Source organism: Campylobacter blaseri (assembly GCF_013201895.1).
GTDB lineage: Bacteria > Campylobacterota > Campylobacteria > Campylobacterales > Campylobacteraceae > Campylobacter_B > Campylobacter_B blaseri.
This window is the reverse complement of sequence record NZ_CP053841.1, coordinates 302,117-320,393: the sequence shown is the minus strand read 5'-3', so window position 1 is coordinate 320,393 and position 18,277 is coordinate 302,117. Positions and strand designations below refer to the sequence as shown.

Genomic DNA, 18,277 nt, shown 5'->3' with positions numbered 1-18,277 from the left:
GATTTTTATTTTCCTTCAACTGCTTCTCCTTGAATGCTACTCTTGCGTTTCTGATATATGGCTTTTTGCCTTTTCTATGTCCTCATCTTTTTCATCTTTATCCGGGGTAAGTCTCGACTCTAATCCATTTTCTTTTTCAAAATTTCTTATAATTTCACGAACCTGTTTTCCATCTATTGTCTCTTTTTCATAAAGAGCTTTTACCATACTTTCAATTGCCCCACTATATAATTTTAATGTTTCTAAAACATCTTTATATCTTGTATCTAAAAATTCTTTTACATATGTGTCCACTTTTTGAGACATATTATCACTATAATCTTTAACAGTTTGTCCACCTAAGAAATGGTTGGTTTGCTTTTCCAAAACCATAAGTCCAGCGACATCACTCATACCATACATAGATATCATAGCTTTTATAATATCAGTTGCTCTTTCTAAATCATTGCTAGCGCCTGTTGATATCTCTTTTATAAATACCTCTTCTGCTGCTCTACCTGCTAACAATACATCAACTTCGGCTATAAGTTCATGTTTTTGAGCTAGAAATTTATTCTCTTCGGGTGTATTTAAAGTATACCCCAAAGCCGCTAATCCTCTTGGGATTACTGAAACTTTTGTAACTTTGTGAGCCCCTTTTGTAACCTCTGCTATTAGTGCGTGTCCTGATTCATGATATGTAACGATCTTTTTCTCTTTTGGATTGACTCGGCGAGATTTTTTCTCTAATCCTGCAATACTTCTTTCAACAGCCTCTATCAAATCTTTTTGTCCAACCTCTTTTTTAGAAGCTCTGCCTGCAAGAAGTGCCGCTTCATTAACTATATTTTCTAAATCAGCTCCAGCTAATCCTGTTGTAAGATTTGCTATCTCTTCAACGTTGATATTATCAGCAAATTTAACACCTTTCATATGAATTTTAAGTATCTCCATACGACCTTTAAAATCTGGTCTATCAACTAAAACTTGTCTATCAAAACGCCCTGGTCTAAGTAACGCTTTATCTAAAATTTCAGGTCTATTAGTTGCTGCCATTACTATAACAGGCGATTTATCACTACTAAACCCATCCATTTCAGCTAAAAGTTGGTTTAGAGTTTGCTCTCTTTCGTCGTTGCCACCCATAGGGCTACTTGATCTGCTTTTTCCAATAGCGTCAATTTCATCTATAAAAACAATCGATGGTGCCTCTTTTTTAGCTGTTTCAAATAAATCTCTAACTCTACTTGCACCAACACCAACAAACATCTCAATAAAGCTTGAACCTGAAATTGAAAAAAATGGAACACTGGCCTCACCTGCAACAGCTTTTGCAAGAAGTGTTTTACCTGTTCCTGGAGGCCCTACAAGTAAAATTCCTTTTGGAATTTTAGCACCAAGTATCATATATTTTTCAGGATTTTTAAGATAATCAACTATCTCAACAACCTCATCTTTAGCCTCTTCAACACCTGCAACATCATCAAATTTAACATCTGGTTTTTCTGAATTTACAAGTTTTTTACTGCTACCAACTCCTAAAATTCCACCGCCTGCATTTTTTTGCATTCTGCTAACTAAAAATATCCATATACCAAAGAAAAGAACAAGTGGAAGTACCCAGCTAAAAAGTATATCAGCCATTAAATTTGTCTCATCAATTGCCGAATAAGGAATTTTTTTACTCTCCAGATTTTCAACTAGTCTTGGATCATCAACTTTTCTAGTTTTATAAACTACCGCTCCATCACTTGCTTTTGCTTTTATATTGGCTTGACCTATAAAAACTTTTGATACTTTATTAGCTACTATTAAATCTTTTAATTCTGAATAGGCTATATTTTTTGTAGCACTTGAAAGATTAGCTTCACCAGACAAGCCTCCTTCAACAGAAAAAGTTCTAAAAATAGCTATAACTAAAACTGCAAAAATTGCAAAAACTACAATCGGATTTTTATTAAAAAAATTATTATTGTTGTTATTTCCATTATTTTGTTTGTTTTGATTTTTATTCAAAATACTCTCCTATATTTTTTTAAAGACAAAGCTAAGCCATTCATTTTTTTTCTCAATTTTTATAAGGCTTAACTCTTTAAAATTTTCTTTAATTCTCTCAAGATATTTTTCCAAAACTCCTGAAAGAATTAAAGTCCCTTCATTTTTTACACTTCTAATCAAATCCTTTTGAAGCATAATTATAACATCTGCTATTATATTAGCAACCACTAAGTCATATTGTTCATCATTATCAGCAATGCTTCCTGTCCAAACTCTATTTAAAGAGGTTTTATTTTTTTCAGCATTTTCTTTTGTAGCTAAAATGGCTTGTTCATCTGTATCACAAGCATCAACTTTAAAACCAAATTTTGACAAGCATATACTTAAAATTCCACTGCCACAACCAACATCCAAAGCTGTATTATAGCCGTTTTTATAATTTTGTATAAGTTTTAAGCACATATTAGTACTTTCGTGATGTCCCGAGCCAAAAGCAAGTGCTGGATCTATTACTATATTTATTAAACCTTCTTTTGAACTCTCCCAACTTGGGTGAATGTAGACACTGTCAATCTCTATTGGCTTAACTGCTTTTTGATAGCTTTTAATCCAATCTATATTTTTCTTATCAATAAGCTCTGTTTTTAGATCAATTTCTAAACCTAAAATAGCTTCAAGTCTTTTTTTATACTCATTTATAGCATATAAAATGCCATCTAAATTTTCACTATCTCTAACTATAAAACTATCTTGTTTTTCCTCTATTGCTGTTATTCCAAACTCAAAAACAAAATCTTTAAATAGCTCTAAAGCATTATTACTTTTTATGGTTAACTCAAAAAATATATCATTCATATAAAAATTTTACCTTGTAATTGTAAATATAATCAAGCTAATTTATAATTTTACTATAAATTTATACAAATTTAGCTTAGCTTAAATACTTCTTTTAAATCAATTTTACCCTCATAATATGCTTTTCCAACTATAACACCATAAATTTTACCACTATTTTTTAAAGCTACAATATCGTTTATATCTTTTACACCGCCACTTGCAATTGTTTTTATACCACTTGCTAATGCTATCTCTTTTGTAAATTCTACATTTACGCCACTTAACATTCCATCTTTTTCAATATCTGTGCAAATTATAGCATCAACCCCAGCATTAGCATACTCTTTTGCTAAATCAGTTGCTTTTACTTTGCTAACTTCTGCCCAGCCCTCAACTGCGATCATGCCGCCTTTAGCATCGATGCCAACTGCTATTTTATATTTTTTAGCCATTTCTTTTGTAAAATTTAGATTTTTTAGCGCTATTGAACCTAAAATAAATCTTTCTACTCCAATATTTTGATAATCTTTTATTCTCTGTTCATCTCTTATACCACCACCAACTTCAACCTTTAAATTTGTAGAACTTACTATTTTTTCAATAGCTTTGTAATTTACAGCTTTTCCTGCAAAAGCTCCATCTAAATCAACCAAATGTAGCCATCTTGCTCCCATATCCTCAAATTTCTTAGCAATCTCACTTGGATCTTTTGAATAAATTTTCGCACTTTCCATTAAGCCTTTTTTGAGCCTAACAGCATATCCATTCTTTAAATCAATTGCGGGCAGTATCTCCATCTCATATCTCCATAAAATTTTTAACTATTTTAAGCCCAACTTCTCCACTTTTTTCGGGGTGAGGTTGCAAACCAAATACATTATCTTTTTCAATTGCACTAGTAAATTCATAACCATAAAAAGTTTTTGATAATAAAATATCTTTATTACATTCAATATGATATGAATGAACAAAATACATATATGGTTTATCTTTTAAGTTTTTTGTTAGCTGACTAGTTTTTCTTAACTCTAAAGAATTCCATCCTATATGTGGAATTTTTAGATTTTTATCAAATTTACTTTTATCAAATTTAACAACTTTACCTTTTAAAATACCTAGTCCATTGCTAGTTTCAAATTCCTCACTTGTTTCAAAAAGAAGTTGAAGACCAAGACAAATTCCTAAAAATGGCTTTCCTGTTTTTATAAAATCCTTAATTGCTTCATCTAGATTTATTTTTTTTAAAATTTCCATAGCATCTTTAAAAGCTCCAACACCTGGCAAAACTATCCTATCAAATCTAATAAGTTCATCAGGATCTTTTACTAATTTAATCTTTGCACCAACTGATAAAAAGGCATTTTCTATACTTTTAATGTTTCCAGCACCATAGTCAACTATGCCTATCACTCATGTACCTTTTTTAAAATATACATATAAACACTAAGTGAAACCATAAGTACTGCCACACCTATTATTAAATATACTGCATAAACAATGTGTTCTGGCTCTATAATTGCAAATTTAAACACAAGCATTAATGCCTCAATGGCTAAAGCTATTATAATAGAAGCAATAAACCGAACCATAGTGCTTGAGCCCTGAGACTGGCTATGTGTTCCTAAAATTTCTCCCTCTGCAATAGCTTTTACTAAATCAAAAATGGCAAGTGCTAAGGTTAAAAGAATGGTAGCTTCAAACATCTCTGATACATCCATTTCTACAAAATGGACAAAAAACAGACTTCTTATCGCCATAAAAAACAAAACCGCAGCCACCACAAACAAAGCTGCTGCAAAAAATGTATAAACCAGTCTTGTGAATTTACCAAAAACACCTTCAAATGCGGAAGGGTTAACTATCTTTGATACCTCTTTTAGTGAAATATCCACACAAGCTACATACTGTAATTCCTTTTTTTCATTATATAAAGGCAGAGAAATAGTTACACAAAGTTCACCTGTTAAAGATGAAGGGTATGGATCACTTAAGAAACATCTTCTCTCCTTTACTGCTTGATAATAGTATGCCCTAGTACTTCTATCTATACCATCTCCTACGATAAAATCTTTATTTCCACTTCTATTATTGCTAACTTGAAGTCCATTTTTATCCAAAATATACATAGCATCATAATGAACTATTTCATGCTCTAAATTATCAAAACCACTATTTATCTGTTCTTCTGTAATTTGTGGTAAAAAATTTTGTATATTTCTACTAAAAATATAGCATAAATATGCTCTAATCTTATGCCTTACCTCTATAAATTCCTGAATCTCTTTTATAACCATTGTTTACCTTTTTAATTTATATATTTTTGTATGTCTATTTAAAATTACAGGTTCAAAAAGCTCTGAATCGTAATCTTGAAGGAAAAATAGCTTTACATATGTAGAGTTTAAATAATAATCATCCAACAAAATGAAAAATCCATCATTTATTAAAAATATAATATTTAAATCTCCACTGCTATCAATAACTTGTTTATCTGAAATGTATTTACCGTCTTTATCATAACCTACTTGATAAAAATTTTTAACTTTTATCACCTCTTTTTTGGGTGTAATTATTGTTTTAAAATTATTGTTTAGTAGAATATTTCCATTTAGTATTATGCCATCTTTATCTTTACTTGTTGGATACATTGTAAAAAATACTCCACTATTTTTAATCTTTCCTGTATTTAGGTCTAAATTAGAAAAATAATTAACAGTTGTAAAAATATTCATCATTCTTAAAGGCAAGTAGTAATATATCTCTCTAGTTTTTTTAGGCGGATTAAAATCGTTAAATGAGACATTAAGTAAAAAATCATTTACATTTTTAAATCCATAATCTTTCATCATCCATTTTAAATCTTGCGTAGGCAAATTAGCCTTCTTCTCATCTTCCAAGCTTAATCTTTTTTCAAGATATTCCACAGCTAGCCTTGCCATATTGGCTGAGCTAGTCTGATCTTTAGTTAGTGTAAAACTAACAGGAAAATTTACTTCACCTGAATGAATTGCTCCATCTATTAGAGTGTTTGCATTTGTATAATATCTTATAGGATAACCATAATCCCACCATGCTAAAACATAATCATCTCTAGTTGTTAATGTTTTAAGTTTTTCTAAAATCTCAACCTCACTTTTTGAAAAAACTGTTGAGCTTTTATAATTGTATATGTGCTGCAATGCTGGGATTAAAGAGAGGATTGTCAACAGCGAAATAATAGCTATTTTAATGTATTTATCTATTTTAAAAAAATTAATTAGATAAATATATAAAAACCCAAGCCCTAAGCCCATAATAGGAACTGCATAAATTGTAAATCTAAGTCCCCCTTTTAGAGCTAAAAACCCAAGCCCTATCATAGGAAGTGACAGTAGAAATGATCTATTTTTAAAACATAGCACCACATATCCTGCAATTGATAAAGCAAACAAAACTACATGAGAACTAATTCTTTCCATAAAATATGTTTTATCAATTTGACTAAGCTCTGGAATTGTTTTAGTAACATTAAAAAACATTAAATTATCATCACTTAAAGTAGTTGTTCTAAAAACATAGGAATTTAAATACCCTATTATTGGACCCAAACCTCCATTAAAAATAAAATTTGTAAATACAAAAAAAGCTATAATTTGTATGTATAGTAGTTTAATGTTTTTTAAAAATAATATGTATAAAGCTATGATAATTGCAAAATTTATACTTAAATTTAAATTTGTAGTTGCTGCTAACATCATTATACAAAGCTTATAATTTATTATATTTTTTCTATCAAAAATTATTGTGTAAAAAAATATCATAGATATAAATGCTATATTTAAAGAGTAAGATGCTGGATACCACCAAAAATACAAAAGCATAAATATGGGAGCTATTATAATATCTTTTTCATTTTTACTATTTACAACTCTTATCATTCCCCATAAAACAAACATTGGTAGAACTATAGTAAGCATATCAGTATCATAATACCCATACATAGTCCTATTATAATAACTCATAGCAACCACACTTACCAAAGAGCCAATAAATCCAAATTCTAAAGATTTATATTCTTTTGAAATAAGTAGCATAGGAAATACCAACAGAGAACTAAAAAATCCACTAAGATAAAGTAATATATTTTCAAATTTAAATGGCAAAATTTTATATATAAATGCAGTTACTATAGATAAGCCTTGCTTTGAAGCATTTGAATTTGGGTTTTTATCAACAAAATTATCTAAAATATCTTTAGCGCCTTCTGCAAAATAGTATCCATCATTAGTGTTTATCATAACTGAGCCATTAAATATAAAATCCTCATTTCCACCTGCCCAATATATCCAGTAATATCTACTAACTATTCCAAATACAAAAGCCACTAAGGCATATATAATAAATTTTATTCTTAAATTTTCTTGCATATTTTCCCTAATTTAAATTTCATCTCTTATTCTTAAAAAAACGGCAAATCTAGGAATGCCTTTTTTAGTTAAGTTTTGATATTTATATGTTATAATATCCCCTATTTTAGGAGGATTTTCTCTTATCTCATCATTAAATCCTGTGCCTATTTTAAATCTAACTCCATCTTCTTTTTCACAAGTTATAGAACCCATTTTATCTTTATATTTGCCGTTACCTTTATTTATTGCAACAACTTTGCACTCACTATCTTTAAATTTTTTAAGTTTTAAAATTCTATTACTTCTTGCGTTTTCATATATAAGAGATGGTTCTCGAACTACAACGCCCTCACCACCTTTTGATACAACCTCATCTAAAAACTCAAAAACCTCTTCGTTGTTTTTTACAATTTTTTGTTCAATAAAAACTATATTTTTTGAATTTTTAGAAATTTCTTGCATTTTTTTGTATTTTATATCAAAGCTCTCATTTAAATCAGGTATATCAAAAATGTAAAATTTAATTTCGCTCCAGCCATTGTGCGGGATTAACTGAGAGGTTATTGAACTAATGTTTGCAAAATCCCCTCTTTTTGTAAATAATTCTCCATCCAAAGAAAAACTAGGAAAATCTTTTATAAAATCTTTTGGGGCACTAAATTTATTTCCATTTCTAGAAACAAGCTCTTTGCCATTCCATCTTGCCCTAACACCATCAAGTTTTTCACTCATATACCAGCCACTTAAATTTTCATTATTATACTCATTTAAAAGCATAACATTTGGCTTTTGTGCAAAAAGAGTTAAAAAACTAAAAAATATAGAGATGATAAATCTAAACATCTTTACTTAATCTTGCTATTTCATCTTGTGCAAATTTTGAAAAAATATCAGTATAATTAGAATTGGCTCTTTCTTTTCTTATAAAACTTTGCATATAGTCCAAATAAGAGGCATAATCTTCTATAGTAATATTACCTTTTAATACCTCATATTTTAAAAAAAGAAGATATGTATTTAAAACATCACTTTCACAATACTCATTAATTTTTTCAATCTCACCACTATAGTAAAGCTCTAAAACCTGATCTCCGCTTACATCAAATTTACCAGGAAGTCCTAAAGATAAACATAAACTATCTAGAGTAAAACCCTTTACTGAGCGGTATTCACTTATTTGATCAAGCAAATCTATATGAAATTTATCACTATATCTTTGTCTATAATTTTCCCATTTATTTTTGTTTGTAATTTTATCTTCCATATCATAATATGCAGGGCAACTAAGATTGTATTTCATAGCCCTAATCATAAGCATTGGCAAATCAAAACCTCTTCCATTAAAGCTAATAAGCTTTGGATTAAAAGAGTTTAAAAATGTTAAAAATTTACTAATAATTTCTTTTTCACTACTTGCTTCCATAGTGCTAACACGCAAAAATCTTCCAAACTCATCAGCCACAACAGCACTAATTGCTACAACTTTATGAAAACAAACTGGTAAAAAAGAGCTTCCGGTTTTCTCCTCTTGCTCATTTTGAGCCTTAATAGCAACTTCTAAATCACTACCCTCATAACCAAAAACTTTTCTTAAAGTATCACTATCAGGCACTGTTTCACAATCAAATACAAAAATTAAATTCTTATTCATATCATCTCTTTAGCAGAATTTATAAGTTTTAAAAATGCCTTTGCATCCCAGCTAGCAGTTCCAACCAAAACACCGCTACAATTTTTAATTTTAGAAATCGTAGCTATATTTTTTTCATTTACACTACCACCATATAAAAGCGAAGATTTGCTAAAATTTCTAATATAATTTAACACATCATTAATTATCTCACTACTTGCAGTTTTACCTGTCCCAATAGCCCAAATAGGCTCATACGCAATTATTAAATTTTCATAATCTAAATCAATATTTTCAAGTTGAGATTTTAAAAACTCTTTTGTCTTCCCTTTTTCAAAAATTTCTTCATTTTCGCCTATGCAATAAACTATTTTAAAGCCCTCTTTTTTTGCATACTCAAATTTAGCCTTCAGTTGCTCTTCGCTTTCTCCAATTGCTCTTCTTTCACTATGTCCTATAAGAACTGTTTTTATATCAAACTCATCGAGCATATCTTGTCCGATTTCTCCTGTAAAAGAGCCATTTTTAGCTGGATAGAAATTTTGAGCGGCTTGTTTGAATTTAAAACTACCTTCTAAAAATGCACTACTTGGTGGAAATACAAAAACATTTTCATCTTTTAAACTCTCATCTAAAATTTGAGCATACTCTTCAAAGCTTTTTCTTGTATGGTTGCATTTTAAATTCGCCATAAAAATCAATCTAAATCCTTTTTTAATAGCACTCTAACGCCAGGGAGTTCTTTCCCTTCAATAAGTTCCAAACTTGCACCACCGCCAGTTGATATAAAAGTAATCTCTTCTTGATCTCCAGCCCTTGCTACAACATCAGCCGTATCTCCACCTCCAACAACCGTCATAGCATTACTCTCAGCAACTGCGTGACTTATTCTAAAGCTTCCTCTTGCAAATTTTTCCATCTCAAAAACACCCATTGGACCATTCCACCAAATAGTTTGAGCATCATCAATCGCCTCTTTAAAAAGCGTAACAGTTGCAGGTCCAATATCTAATGCCATCCAATCTTTTGGAATCTCTTGAACGGTAACATATTTCATAACACTATCTTCTGAGAAAACAGGAGCTACAATTGCATCAACAGGAAGATAAATTTTAACTCCAAGCTCTTTGCCTTTTCTTAAGATATTTAAAGCCTCTTCTATCAAATCCTCTTCTAAAAGTGAATTTCCTATCTCATAACCAACAGCTTTTAAAAATGTAAAAGCCATACCCCCACCAATAATTAATTTGTCAACTTTTGGAAGTAAATTTTTAAGTGCTTGAAGCTTTCCACTAACCTTGCTTCCCCCAACTATTGCAACAAATGGACGAATTGGTTTTTTAATTAAATTTCTAGCAAATTCAATCTCTTTTTTTAGTAAAAACCCAGCTGCTTTATGCTCTTCATCAAAATACTTAGTTATAGCATGAACAGAGGCATGAGCCCTATGGCAAACTCCAAAGGCATCATTTATAAAATAATCCCCAAAAGAGGCTAATTTTTGTGCAAACTCATCACTATCTTTTGTCTCACCCTTTTCAAATCTTAAATTGTCTAAAAGTAAAATCTCACCTGGTTTTAACTTACTAACTGCATCTTTTGCAAGTTCGCCAACTATATCTTTTACAAATTTAACATCTCTTTTAATTAAACGAGATAGTCTTTTAGAAACAGGCTCTAGTGATAAACTATCTTCATAACCATTTTTAGGTCTTCCCAAATGACTTGTTAAAATTACACTACAACCCTCATCTAAACAATACCTAATGGTAGCAATGGCTGAGCGAATTCTTCTATCATCAGTAATATTTCTAAACTCATCCATAGGAACATTAAAATCACATCTTATAAATACTTTTGAACCTTTTTTAAGCTCTAAATCTTTAATAAATAAAATTTCATTATCCATACCTAACCCCTATTATTAAGTGCATAAACGGTTAAATCAACAAGTCTTGAGCTATAGCCCCATTCATTGTCATACCACGATAACACTTTAACCATATTTTTCTCAATAATCTGAGTCATATCTTGTGCAACTATGCTTGAGTAAGAACTTCCTATAAAATCACTAGAAACCCTTTTATCATAGTCTAGTAGCAAAATTCCCTTCATAGCCCCATCTTCATACTCTTTAAAAGCAAGGTTAATCTCTTCAAGACTAACATCTTTTTTGAAAGTAGCTGTTAAATCCACCATTGAGACATTTGGCACAGGAACTCTAAGCGCTAATCCATTCATCTTTCCTTTTAAACTAGGAATTACTAAGCTAATCGCCTTTGCTGCACCTGTTGTTGTTGGAATTATATTTTGAGCAGCAGCTCTGCTTTTCCTAAAGTCTTTTGCCTTTACATCTAGTAAATTTTGTGATGCAGTGTATGCATGAACTGTCGTAACAAGTCCTTTTTCTATGCCAAATTTATCATTTAAAACTTTAGCTACTGGAGCAAGACAGTTTGTAGTGCAACTTGCGTTTGAAATAATGTTTTGACCCTTATACTCAGTGTGATTTACCCCAACTACAAAAGTAGGAGTATCATCTTTTGCAGGTGCACTCATTACAACCAAATCAATACCCATATCAATATATGGCTTGCATGCTTCTTGTGTTAAAAATGCTCCGGTGCATTCTATAACCGCTTGTGCTCCACACTCTTTAAATTTCAGCTCTTTTGGATCTCTTGTAGAAAAAACTGGAATTTGTTTGCCATCTATGCTTATATTATTTTCATCAATAACTTCAACTTTTTTATTAAACTCACCATGGACTGTGTCGTATTGCAACAAATATCTAGTTATATCTCTTTTTGCTGTATCATTTATAGCAACAATCTCTATGTCGTCTCTGTTTGAAATAATTCTTGCCACACATCTTCCAATGCGTCCAAAACCATTAATAGCAACTTTTAGTGCCATATTAATCTCCTTTTGGGTATAATTTACTAATTCTACTAAAATTAAGGTTAAAAAAGATTAAAATGAATATAGCGATATTTGGTGGCAGTTTTGACCCACCACACAATGGACACAATGAAATTATAAAAAAGGTTTTAAATACATTGGATATTGATAGACTTTTTATAGTTCCAACTTTTATAAATCCTTTTAAAAATAGCTTTTTTGCTCCACCAAATTTGAGGCTAGAATGGATTAAAACTCTTTGGGCAAATTTAGAAAAAGTTGAAATTTTTGATTATGAAATTAGACAAAATAGAGCAGTTGCTACAATAGAAACAGTTTTACAAATTCATAAGACATATGAAATTTCAAATTTGTTTTTAATAATAGGTGCTGATAATTTGGAAAATTTAGAAAAATGGCATAGGTTTGATGAGTTAAAAAAACTTGTAAAATTTGTTGTAGCAACAAGAGATGCCATAAAAGTTCCATTAAATTTGCAAAAAATAAATTTAAATGTTAATATCTCATCTACAAAAATTAGAAATGGAAATTTTACAGGGATTCCAAATTTAATAAAAAATGATGTAATACAATTTTACAAAAGGAAAAAAATGAACAATAGAGTTGAAAATATAGCTAAAATTTTAGAAGATAAAAAATCTGAAAATGTTGAAGTTATAGATATGAGCGGTGGTGAATATATAGCAAAATTTGTGGTTATTGCTACAACACTTACAGGAAGGCATGCACTTTCATTGGTAGATGATTTAAAAAAATCCTTAAAAGGCGAGGAGTTTTTAAGTATAGAAAATAGCGATGACTGGACTGTTATAGATTTAGGAGATATAATAATTCATCTAATGAGCCAAAGCTATAGAGATAGATATAATATAGAAGATTTTCTATCAAAACTTAAAAAAATATATTAATTTAAAAATTTTAGTAAAAAAGACACTGCTAAATACCCACCAACAAAAAGCCATATAGCAAGCACTAATGCTAGTATAAATGGCTTTTTACCTGCATTCATTAAAACTTTTTTCCTAATTCCCAAACCAAGTGCCAACATTGCCACACTTAATAAAAGCATATCTATGAAATTCATAATTGGTAAAATGCTTTTTCTAATGTATTCTGGTAAAAATGAGCCAAAAACCACAACAACTAAAAACCATATAGCAAAATATGGAATGCTGTTTTTTATCTTTTTACTATGATGTTTACCATCTGCAACCAAAGAGCCGCTAAAAATTGTAAGCATTAATAAAAATGGAACTAACATTAAAACTCTAATCATCTTTATAATTACAGATGTATCTGCTGCATCGCCTCCAACACCAGAACCAGCAGCAACCACATGTGCTACCTCATGAAGTGTTCCGCCTATTAAAAACCCCATCTCAACTCCACTAAAGTCTAAAATACCCCATTTGTAAATCATCGGATATGCAAACATTCCAAAGGTTCCAAAAATTACAACGGTGCAAACTGCAATAGCCGTTTTTTCACCGCCCCCTTTAACTATGCTTTCTGTAGCCAAAACCGCAGCTGCACCACAAATTGAACTTCCAGAGCTAATTAAAATCGAGCTTTTTTTATCAAGCCCTATGAGTTGTCCTATAAATTGTCCTATAAAAAATGTTGAAAAAACCATAAAACAAGCAAAAATTAATCCTGTAATGCCAACATGTGCTATATCATTTAAAGTTATTTTAAAACCATAAAGTACTATCCCTAATCTAAGAATTTCTTTAGTTGCAAATTTAGATATTTTTGTTTTTTCAATAATCTTTGTCTGTTTATGTGCAATATTCCCAAAAAAAGATCCTAAAACTACAGCAATAATTAATGGAGAAATATGTAAAGCTAAAAATGGCTTTACATATGATAAAAAAATGGAAAATAACGCCATTAATATTAAAATTGTCCACGCCTGAAGCCTAATTTTGGTAGATATGGGCTTTTTCTTAAATAATTTTTTTCTAACTTTTGATTTTAATTTTTTCATAAATATCTCTTCTCTTATATGCTTTTTTATATTAAAAATCCGTATTATATCAAAAAGTTTAATAAAAAAGTATAAAAAAATTTTGATATAATTATAAATATAATAAAAATTTATTAAGGAAACAAGATGACATTAAAACAAATAGAATATTTTCTAAAGGTTTGTGAGCTAAAGCAAATCAGTGAATGCTCTGAACATTTTGGAATATCTCAATCAGCAATGTCTATCGCCATAAAAAATCTTGAAAAATCCCTAGGTGGGAATTTATTTGATAGAAAAGGTAAAAGTATCATTATAAACGAAAGAGGAAAAGCATTTTTAAACTCGATTACCCCTATTTACAATAGAGTTTTAGAGATACAAAGGAATATGAGAAATGCCAGCATGTATGATATTTTTATAGCTTCAAGTCAAAATATAGGCAACTACTTGCTTCCTTGGCTTCTTAGTGACTTAATTAAAAATAGCCCTGATACAAATTTAAATGTTAAGATTCAAAATACAGAGGAGATTATTCAATGTATTAAAAATAATGTTTGTGATATAGGTCTTGTAGAAGATGATATCATAGACAAAGATGTAACTTTTACAAAAATTTGCAAAGATGAACTAATCATAGTAACAGGAAACAAAGAGCTTGAAGGAAAAACTTTTAACGTAGAAGAAATTGCTAAAAAAGATTGGATAATTAGAGAAAAAGGCTCTGGAACAAGAAATATACTATTTAAAAATTTACCGAAAAACACACATCTTAATATTGTTTTAGAACTTAGTTCTACTGAGGCTATAAAAAGAAGTGTCAGAAATAACGATCTTTTTACATGTTTACCAAAATTTGCACTAAAATGTGAGCTTGGAAATGGCCTTTATGAAGTTAAACTTAAAGATGTGAGTTTTACTAGAAATTTATATCTTGCACATGCTAAAGATAAAGATAAAAATAGCCGGTTTATGGATATAACAGAAAGTTTATTAAATAAAATAAAAACAAGGTATGACGAACTTACACTATAAGACTTTATAAATTTTATTATATAAACTTAATATTTCTTCTCTTTTAATGATAAAGCTATTTTTATTTGATATTAAATAGGCTGAACTTTCCATGATTGTTTCAGCCACTTTTAATCCATTTTGCTTCATTGTAGCTCCAGTTTCAACTACATCTACTATAGCATCGCTTAGCCCTATTAGAGGAGCTAATTCTATCGAACCATACAACTTTATAACGCTTACAGCTATAGCCTTTGAAGAGAAATAATCTCTTGTTATATTTGGCATTTTAGTTGCTATTTTTAGATCTGGATTTGTGCAATTAAGGCTATCCTCATTCCTAACCCCAACACATACTTTGCATCTTCCTATTTGTAAATCCAAAAGCCTTAAGACATCTGGTCTGTTTTCTTCAAGAACATCAAGTCCAACCACGCCTAAATCAGCAGCACCATTTTTAACATATGTTGGAATATCTTGATTTCTTACAGCTAAAAATTTAAACCCATTCTTTTCCATAACTAATTTTCTATTTTCAAACTCAAAATCTGTTTGAAATATCTTGCCAAAAATCTCAAGAGTATCATCTGCTATCCTACCCTTTGGAAGAGCAATTGTTATCATAATAATTCCTTTTCTTTAATAGCTTTAAGCATTCCTCTAAAAATTAAATTTTTATCATATATACTATTTGTAAAAAATTTTGCAAAAAAACTGCCATCTCCTCCAGTAAAATATAAATTTTTATCTTTTGAAATATTTTGTATAGATAGTATAATTGGTGAAATTATCCCATAATTGATTGCGTCTGAAGTTTTTTGTGGCATTTTATCTAAATTTATTTGTGAGTTAAAATAGGTTTTTAAAATAGGTGAAATATCTTCATAATTTTTTAAAAGCTTACTTATGCCTGGCACTATATAGCCACCTAAATGCATGCCATCTTTCATTATGTCAATAGTTATTGCACTTCCAGCATCAACTACCACACCATCTTTAATTGTGTAACATCCTGCTATTCTATCTACTCCTAATCCTATATAGTTGGTATCAAAATTAAAATAGCTCTCTATATTGATAAATTTTCTACTATTAGGATAAAAATTTTTATTTACATTGATAAAATAAACTTTCTTATCAAAAGCAAGATTATTAAGCTTTTCAAAATCCATACTATAAGCTTTACCATTATCATAAAACTTAGCACTGAAATTTCCTATATCACATAGAAGCATATATAACCCATCCATTTTCTTTTAAAAAATCATAACTTTTTGAACATATTTCAGAAGTAGAAAAAAAGATTTTTCTTCTGCAAATTACTTTAATATCATTTAAAACTACATTAGCCAATCCATCTAAGCTTTCTGCATCTTTTTTAAGAAATTTTGTCTTTGCCTCTCTTGAAAAAACAATTGTATTTCTAGAGTTTAAATCAACTCCAACAATAGAACTTAAACTTCTAGATTTAGTATATCTTTTAAGCTCTATTGTTTGGCTTTTTTTAAAAATTATCTTATTTTTTACTAAAAGCTCTGTTATACTCATTTAAGTTCTAAAGATTTGTTATCGTAGTAAAATCTATCTTTTGTTACAAAACTCTTTTTTGATATTTCATCACTTAATTTAAAAATTTCTGGATTTTGCAAATTTAAATCTGTTTTTATAACATAGCCCATTTTTTCAAAAATATATAAACTATTGCCACTTATAGCAGCATTTGTATAGATTGCAAATTTAAATTTGTTATTAGCTATTTCGTTTAAATCAAGGTCAAATACCTTTATAACACCATCTTTTCTAAATAGGTAAATTCTATCTTGGTACCTAAAGATAATTTTTATATCTTCTAAAATTCTTTTGTTTCCAGATGTTGTTATAAGAACTAAATTTGTATTTGTAGCGACAAATATCTTATGATTTATAGAATCAAGATAGATTATATTGTTAAAAAATGGCTCGGTACTTATAAAAGAGTCTTGTATAACTCTATTTGCATCCTTGTGTACTATCATTAGCCTTCCATTTAATGATGGATATATTATAATATCTTCTATAAATAGAGGTGCTGCAATTCTAGAATCTATAGCGTAAACATCTTCGAGTTTTTCATAAAGTATAATATTTTTTGAGCTTAATGAAATTCTATAAAAAGAATTGTCTGCACAAACAAGAGCCAAATCATTCCCGCTTATGCTAGCTGAAACAATTTGAAAAGGAAATTTTTTCTCAAAAACTAAATTACCATTTGTATCAATTATCTTAAGCTCGCCATTTAAATTAGAATATACTATTTTATCACCATATCTACCTAAAAATTTTTCATTTTTTTCAAGTTTTATACCATTTAAAAAACCATCATTTGTTAAAACCGTACCATCTTTTAGCGTAATGCCATTCAATGTTATGTATTCTATGCTTTGCGGTAGTTTTTCTTCATAAGCTACTTTTGATTTTATATCCTCTTTTTTTGGTGAAAAATACTCTCTTTTAGAGCATCCTGCTAAAATAATAGAAAATATAACAATTCCAATTAAATTAATTTTTTTCATTTTTTATCCCATTATAATGTCTTAAATTTTTTACTATACTTGCAAGTTCTGAATCTGGCGGTATTTTTATAAACTCGCTATTTGCCTCTTTTATCTTGCCCGCTTTTAATAGTTCATATCCATCTAGCAAGGTTTTGTAAGACTCCATTATCTCTCCGCTATCTTTATTTGCGGTAAAACTTATAATGTCTTTTAAAATAGGATCTATTTTACCATTGTTAGATAGTTCGTTTATTTTATTCATATCTTTATTATCAAGAGCTTGCCTAAATTCATACAAAGAAAAAAGATTTTCATTTTTCGAACGCAAAATATCTTTGGCATTTTCATTTTTTGGATTAAGAATTAACTCACTATAAGCTTCATTTGCACTATTAAATTTACTCTCCTTAACATATCCTAAAATTGTATTTAATATAATAAAAACAATTACAGCAAAAACAATAACAATAAGTGGTTTTTTATATTTTTTTATAAAAATTTCACTTTTTATTATACTTTCTAAAAACTGCTCCTCTGAGCTTGCACTATTTTTTATATTTTTTATGTCATCTTTTAAAGCCAAAAAATATCCTTCAAAAATAAATTTTATATGAATTGTAACATAAAATATTTTAAATAACTCCTAATACTAAGATTTTTTGTGTTATAATGCACTAATATTTATTAAAATCTAAAAAGGAACTGCATATGTTGATTGATGACAAACTACTAAATAGCCTCGAAAAACTTAGTGCTTTAAAAATTAATGACAACAAAAAAGATACTATAAAAAAACAGCTTAGTGAAATAGTTAGCTTTGTAGAAATATTAAATGATCTTGATTTTGAAAAAAATAATATAACTTTAAATAGCACAAAAAATGGAGTTACGCCTCTTAGAGAAGATATTCCTAGCCAAAATAAAGAGGTAGTGGAAATAATTTTGAAAAATACACCCTATAAAGAAAATCACTCTTTTGTTGTTCCAAAAATCATAGAGTAAGGACTAA

Annotated in this window: 20 protein-coding genes; 3 read left to right on the top strand and 17 right to left on the bottom strand. The window is 29.2% G+C overall.

The features are described 5' to 3' along the window. Positions 1–36: 36 nt before the first annotated feature. The 11 genes from ftsH to gap all read right to left on the bottom strand — a co-directional run bounded on the left by ftsH (position 37) and on the right by gap (position 11,748). Positions 37–1,995 carry an ATP-dependent zinc metalloprotease FtsH gene (gene ftsH / locus CBLAS_RS01705; RefSeq protein ID WP_106871127.1) on the bottom strand — a complete coding sequence of 653 codons (1,959 nt, stop codon included), beginning with the start codon at positions 1,993–1,995 and terminating at the stop codon, positions 37–39. Between the two features lie 9 nt (positions 1,996–2,004). Then, a complete protein-coding gene (locus CBLAS_RS01700; RefSeq protein ID WP_106871124.1) occupies positions 2,005–2,832 on the bottom strand; it encodes a 50S ribosomal protein L11 methyltransferase in 828 nt (275 codons plus the stop codon). A 71-nt stretch (positions 2,833–2,903) separates the two neighbouring features. Further along, positions 2,904–3,611: a 1-(5-phosphoribosyl)-5-[(5-phosphoribosylamino)methylideneamino]imidazole-4-carboxamide isomerase gene (gene hisA, locus CBLAS_RS01695; protein WP_106871120.1), complete on the bottom strand. Its 708-nt coding sequence runs from the start codon at positions 3,609–3,611 to the stop codon at positions 2,904–2,906. 1 nt (position 3,612) lies between these two features. Beyond that, positions 3,613–4,224, bottom strand: coding sequence for an imidazole glycerol phosphate synthase subunit HisH (hisH, locus tag CBLAS_RS01690; protein WP_106871116.1), 612 nt, complete (start codon positions 4,222–4,224; stop codon positions 3,613–3,615). Further along, complete coding sequence (locus tag CBLAS_RS01685; protein WP_106871113.1) at positions 4,221–5,108, bottom strand: PDC sensor domain-containing protein; 888 nt, start codon at positions 5,106–5,108, stop codon at positions 4,221–4,223. Before CBLAS_RS01685 ends, hisH begins: the two co-directional genes overlap by 4 nt. A gap of 3 nt (positions 5,109–5,111) precedes the next feature. After that, the gene (locus tag CBLAS_RS01680; protein ID WP_106871109.1) at positions 5,112–7,220 is read right to left on the bottom strand and encodes an STT3 domain-containing protein; all 2,109 of its coding nucleotides are present in this window, start codon (positions 7,218–7,220) and stop codon (positions 5,112–5,114) included. Between the two features lie 12 nt (positions 7,221–7,232). Beyond that, positions 7,233–8,045, bottom strand: coding sequence for a DNA ligase (locus tag CBLAS_RS01675; RefSeq protein ID WP_106871104.1), 813 nt, complete (start codon positions 8,043–8,045; stop codon positions 7,233–7,235). Next, positions 8,038–8,853, bottom strand: coding sequence for a 3'-5' exonuclease (locus CBLAS_RS01670; protein ID WP_106871100.1), 816 nt, complete (start codon positions 8,851–8,853; stop codon positions 8,038–8,040). Before CBLAS_RS01670 ends, CBLAS_RS01675 begins: the two co-directional genes overlap by 8 nt. Further along, on the bottom strand, positions 8,850–9,533 hold the full coding sequence (locus CBLAS_RS01665) for a triose-phosphate isomerase (protein ID WP_106871096.1): 684 nt from the start codon (positions 9,531–9,533) through the stop codon (positions 8,850–8,852). Before CBLAS_RS01665 ends, CBLAS_RS01670 begins: the two co-directional genes overlap by 4 nt. After that, positions 9,530–10,741 (bottom strand): phosphoglycerate kinase, encoded by a 1,212-nt coding sequence (locus CBLAS_RS01660; protein WP_106871092.1) that lies wholly within the window; start codon positions 10,739–10,741, stop codon positions 9,530–9,532. The genes CBLAS_RS01665 and CBLAS_RS01660 overlap by 4 nt, the downstream gene beginning before the upstream one ends. A 2-nt stretch (positions 10,742–10,743) precedes the next feature. Further along, positions 10,744–11,748: a type I glyceraldehyde-3-phosphate dehydrogenase gene (gene gap, locus CBLAS_RS01655; protein ID WP_106871088.1), complete on the bottom strand. Its 1,005-nt coding sequence runs from the start codon at positions 11,746–11,748 to the stop codon at positions 10,744–10,746. A 62-nt stretch (positions 11,749–11,810) separates the two neighbouring features. Between gap and nadD the strand changes: the two genes are divergently transcribed. Continuing rightward, a complete protein-coding gene (gene nadD / locus CBLAS_RS01650) occupies positions 11,811–12,662 on the top strand; it encodes a nicotinate (nicotinamide) nucleotide adenylyltransferase (RefSeq protein WP_106871085.1) in 852 nt (283 codons plus the stop codon). Here the strand turns inward: nadD and CBLAS_RS01645 are convergent. Continuing rightward, on the bottom strand, positions 12,659–13,741 hold the full coding sequence (locus CBLAS_RS01645; protein ID WP_106871081.1) for a YeiH family protein: 1,083 nt from the start codon (positions 13,739–13,741) through the stop codon (positions 12,659–12,661). The genes nadD and CBLAS_RS01645 overlap by 4 nt on opposite strands. A gap of 126 nt (positions 13,742–13,867) precedes the next feature. Between CBLAS_RS01645 and CBLAS_RS01640 the strand changes: the two genes are divergently transcribed. Further along, complete coding sequence (locus CBLAS_RS01640) at positions 13,868–14,755, top strand: LysR substrate-binding domain-containing protein (RefSeq protein ID WP_106871077.1); 888 nt, start codon at positions 13,868–13,870, stop codon at positions 14,753–14,755. Here the strand turns inward: CBLAS_RS01640 and hisG are convergent. From hisG to CBLAS_RS01615, 5 genes are read right to left on the bottom strand one after another with little or no spacing between them, the layout of a single operon-like run. Next, on the bottom strand, positions 14,750–15,358 hold the full coding sequence (gene hisG / locus CBLAS_RS01635) for an ATP phosphoribosyltransferase (protein WP_106871073.1): 609 nt from the start codon (positions 15,356–15,358) through the stop codon (positions 14,750–14,752). The two genes, CBLAS_RS01640 and hisG, sit on opposite strands and share 6 nt — an antisense overlap. Further along, the gene (locus CBLAS_RS01630; protein WP_106871069.1) at positions 15,355–15,969 is read right to left on the bottom strand and encodes a type III pantothenate kinase; all 615 of its coding nucleotides are present in this window, start codon (positions 15,967–15,969) and stop codon (positions 15,355–15,357) included. The genes hisG and CBLAS_RS01630 overlap by 4 nt, the downstream gene beginning before the upstream one ends. Next, a complete protein-coding gene (locus CBLAS_RS01625; RefSeq protein WP_106871066.1) occupies positions 15,956–16,282 on the bottom strand; it encodes a hypothetical protein in 327 nt (108 codons plus the stop codon). Before CBLAS_RS01625 ends, CBLAS_RS01630 begins: the two co-directional genes overlap by 14 nt. Further along, positions 16,279–17,286: a hypothetical protein gene (locus tag CBLAS_RS01620; RefSeq protein WP_106871064.1), complete on the bottom strand. Its 1,008-nt coding sequence runs from the start codon at positions 17,284–17,286 to the stop codon at positions 16,279–16,281. The genes CBLAS_RS01625 and CBLAS_RS01620 overlap by 4 nt, the downstream gene beginning before the upstream one ends. Continuing rightward, positions 17,273–17,851 (bottom strand): hypothetical protein, encoded by a 579-nt coding sequence (locus CBLAS_RS01615; protein WP_106871062.1) that lies wholly within the window; start codon positions 17,849–17,851, stop codon positions 17,273–17,275. Before CBLAS_RS01615 ends, CBLAS_RS01620 begins: the two co-directional genes overlap by 14 nt. A 125-nt stretch (positions 17,852–17,976) precedes the next feature. Between CBLAS_RS01615 and gatC the strand changes: the two genes are divergently transcribed. Next, positions 17,977–18,270 (top strand): Asp-tRNA(Asn)/Glu-tRNA(Gln) amidotransferase subunit GatC, encoded by a 294-nt coding sequence (gatC, locus tag CBLAS_RS01610; RefSeq protein ID WP_106871060.1) that lies wholly within the window; start codon positions 17,977–17,979, stop codon positions 18,268–18,270. Positions 18,271–18,277 lie beyond the last annotated feature (7 nt).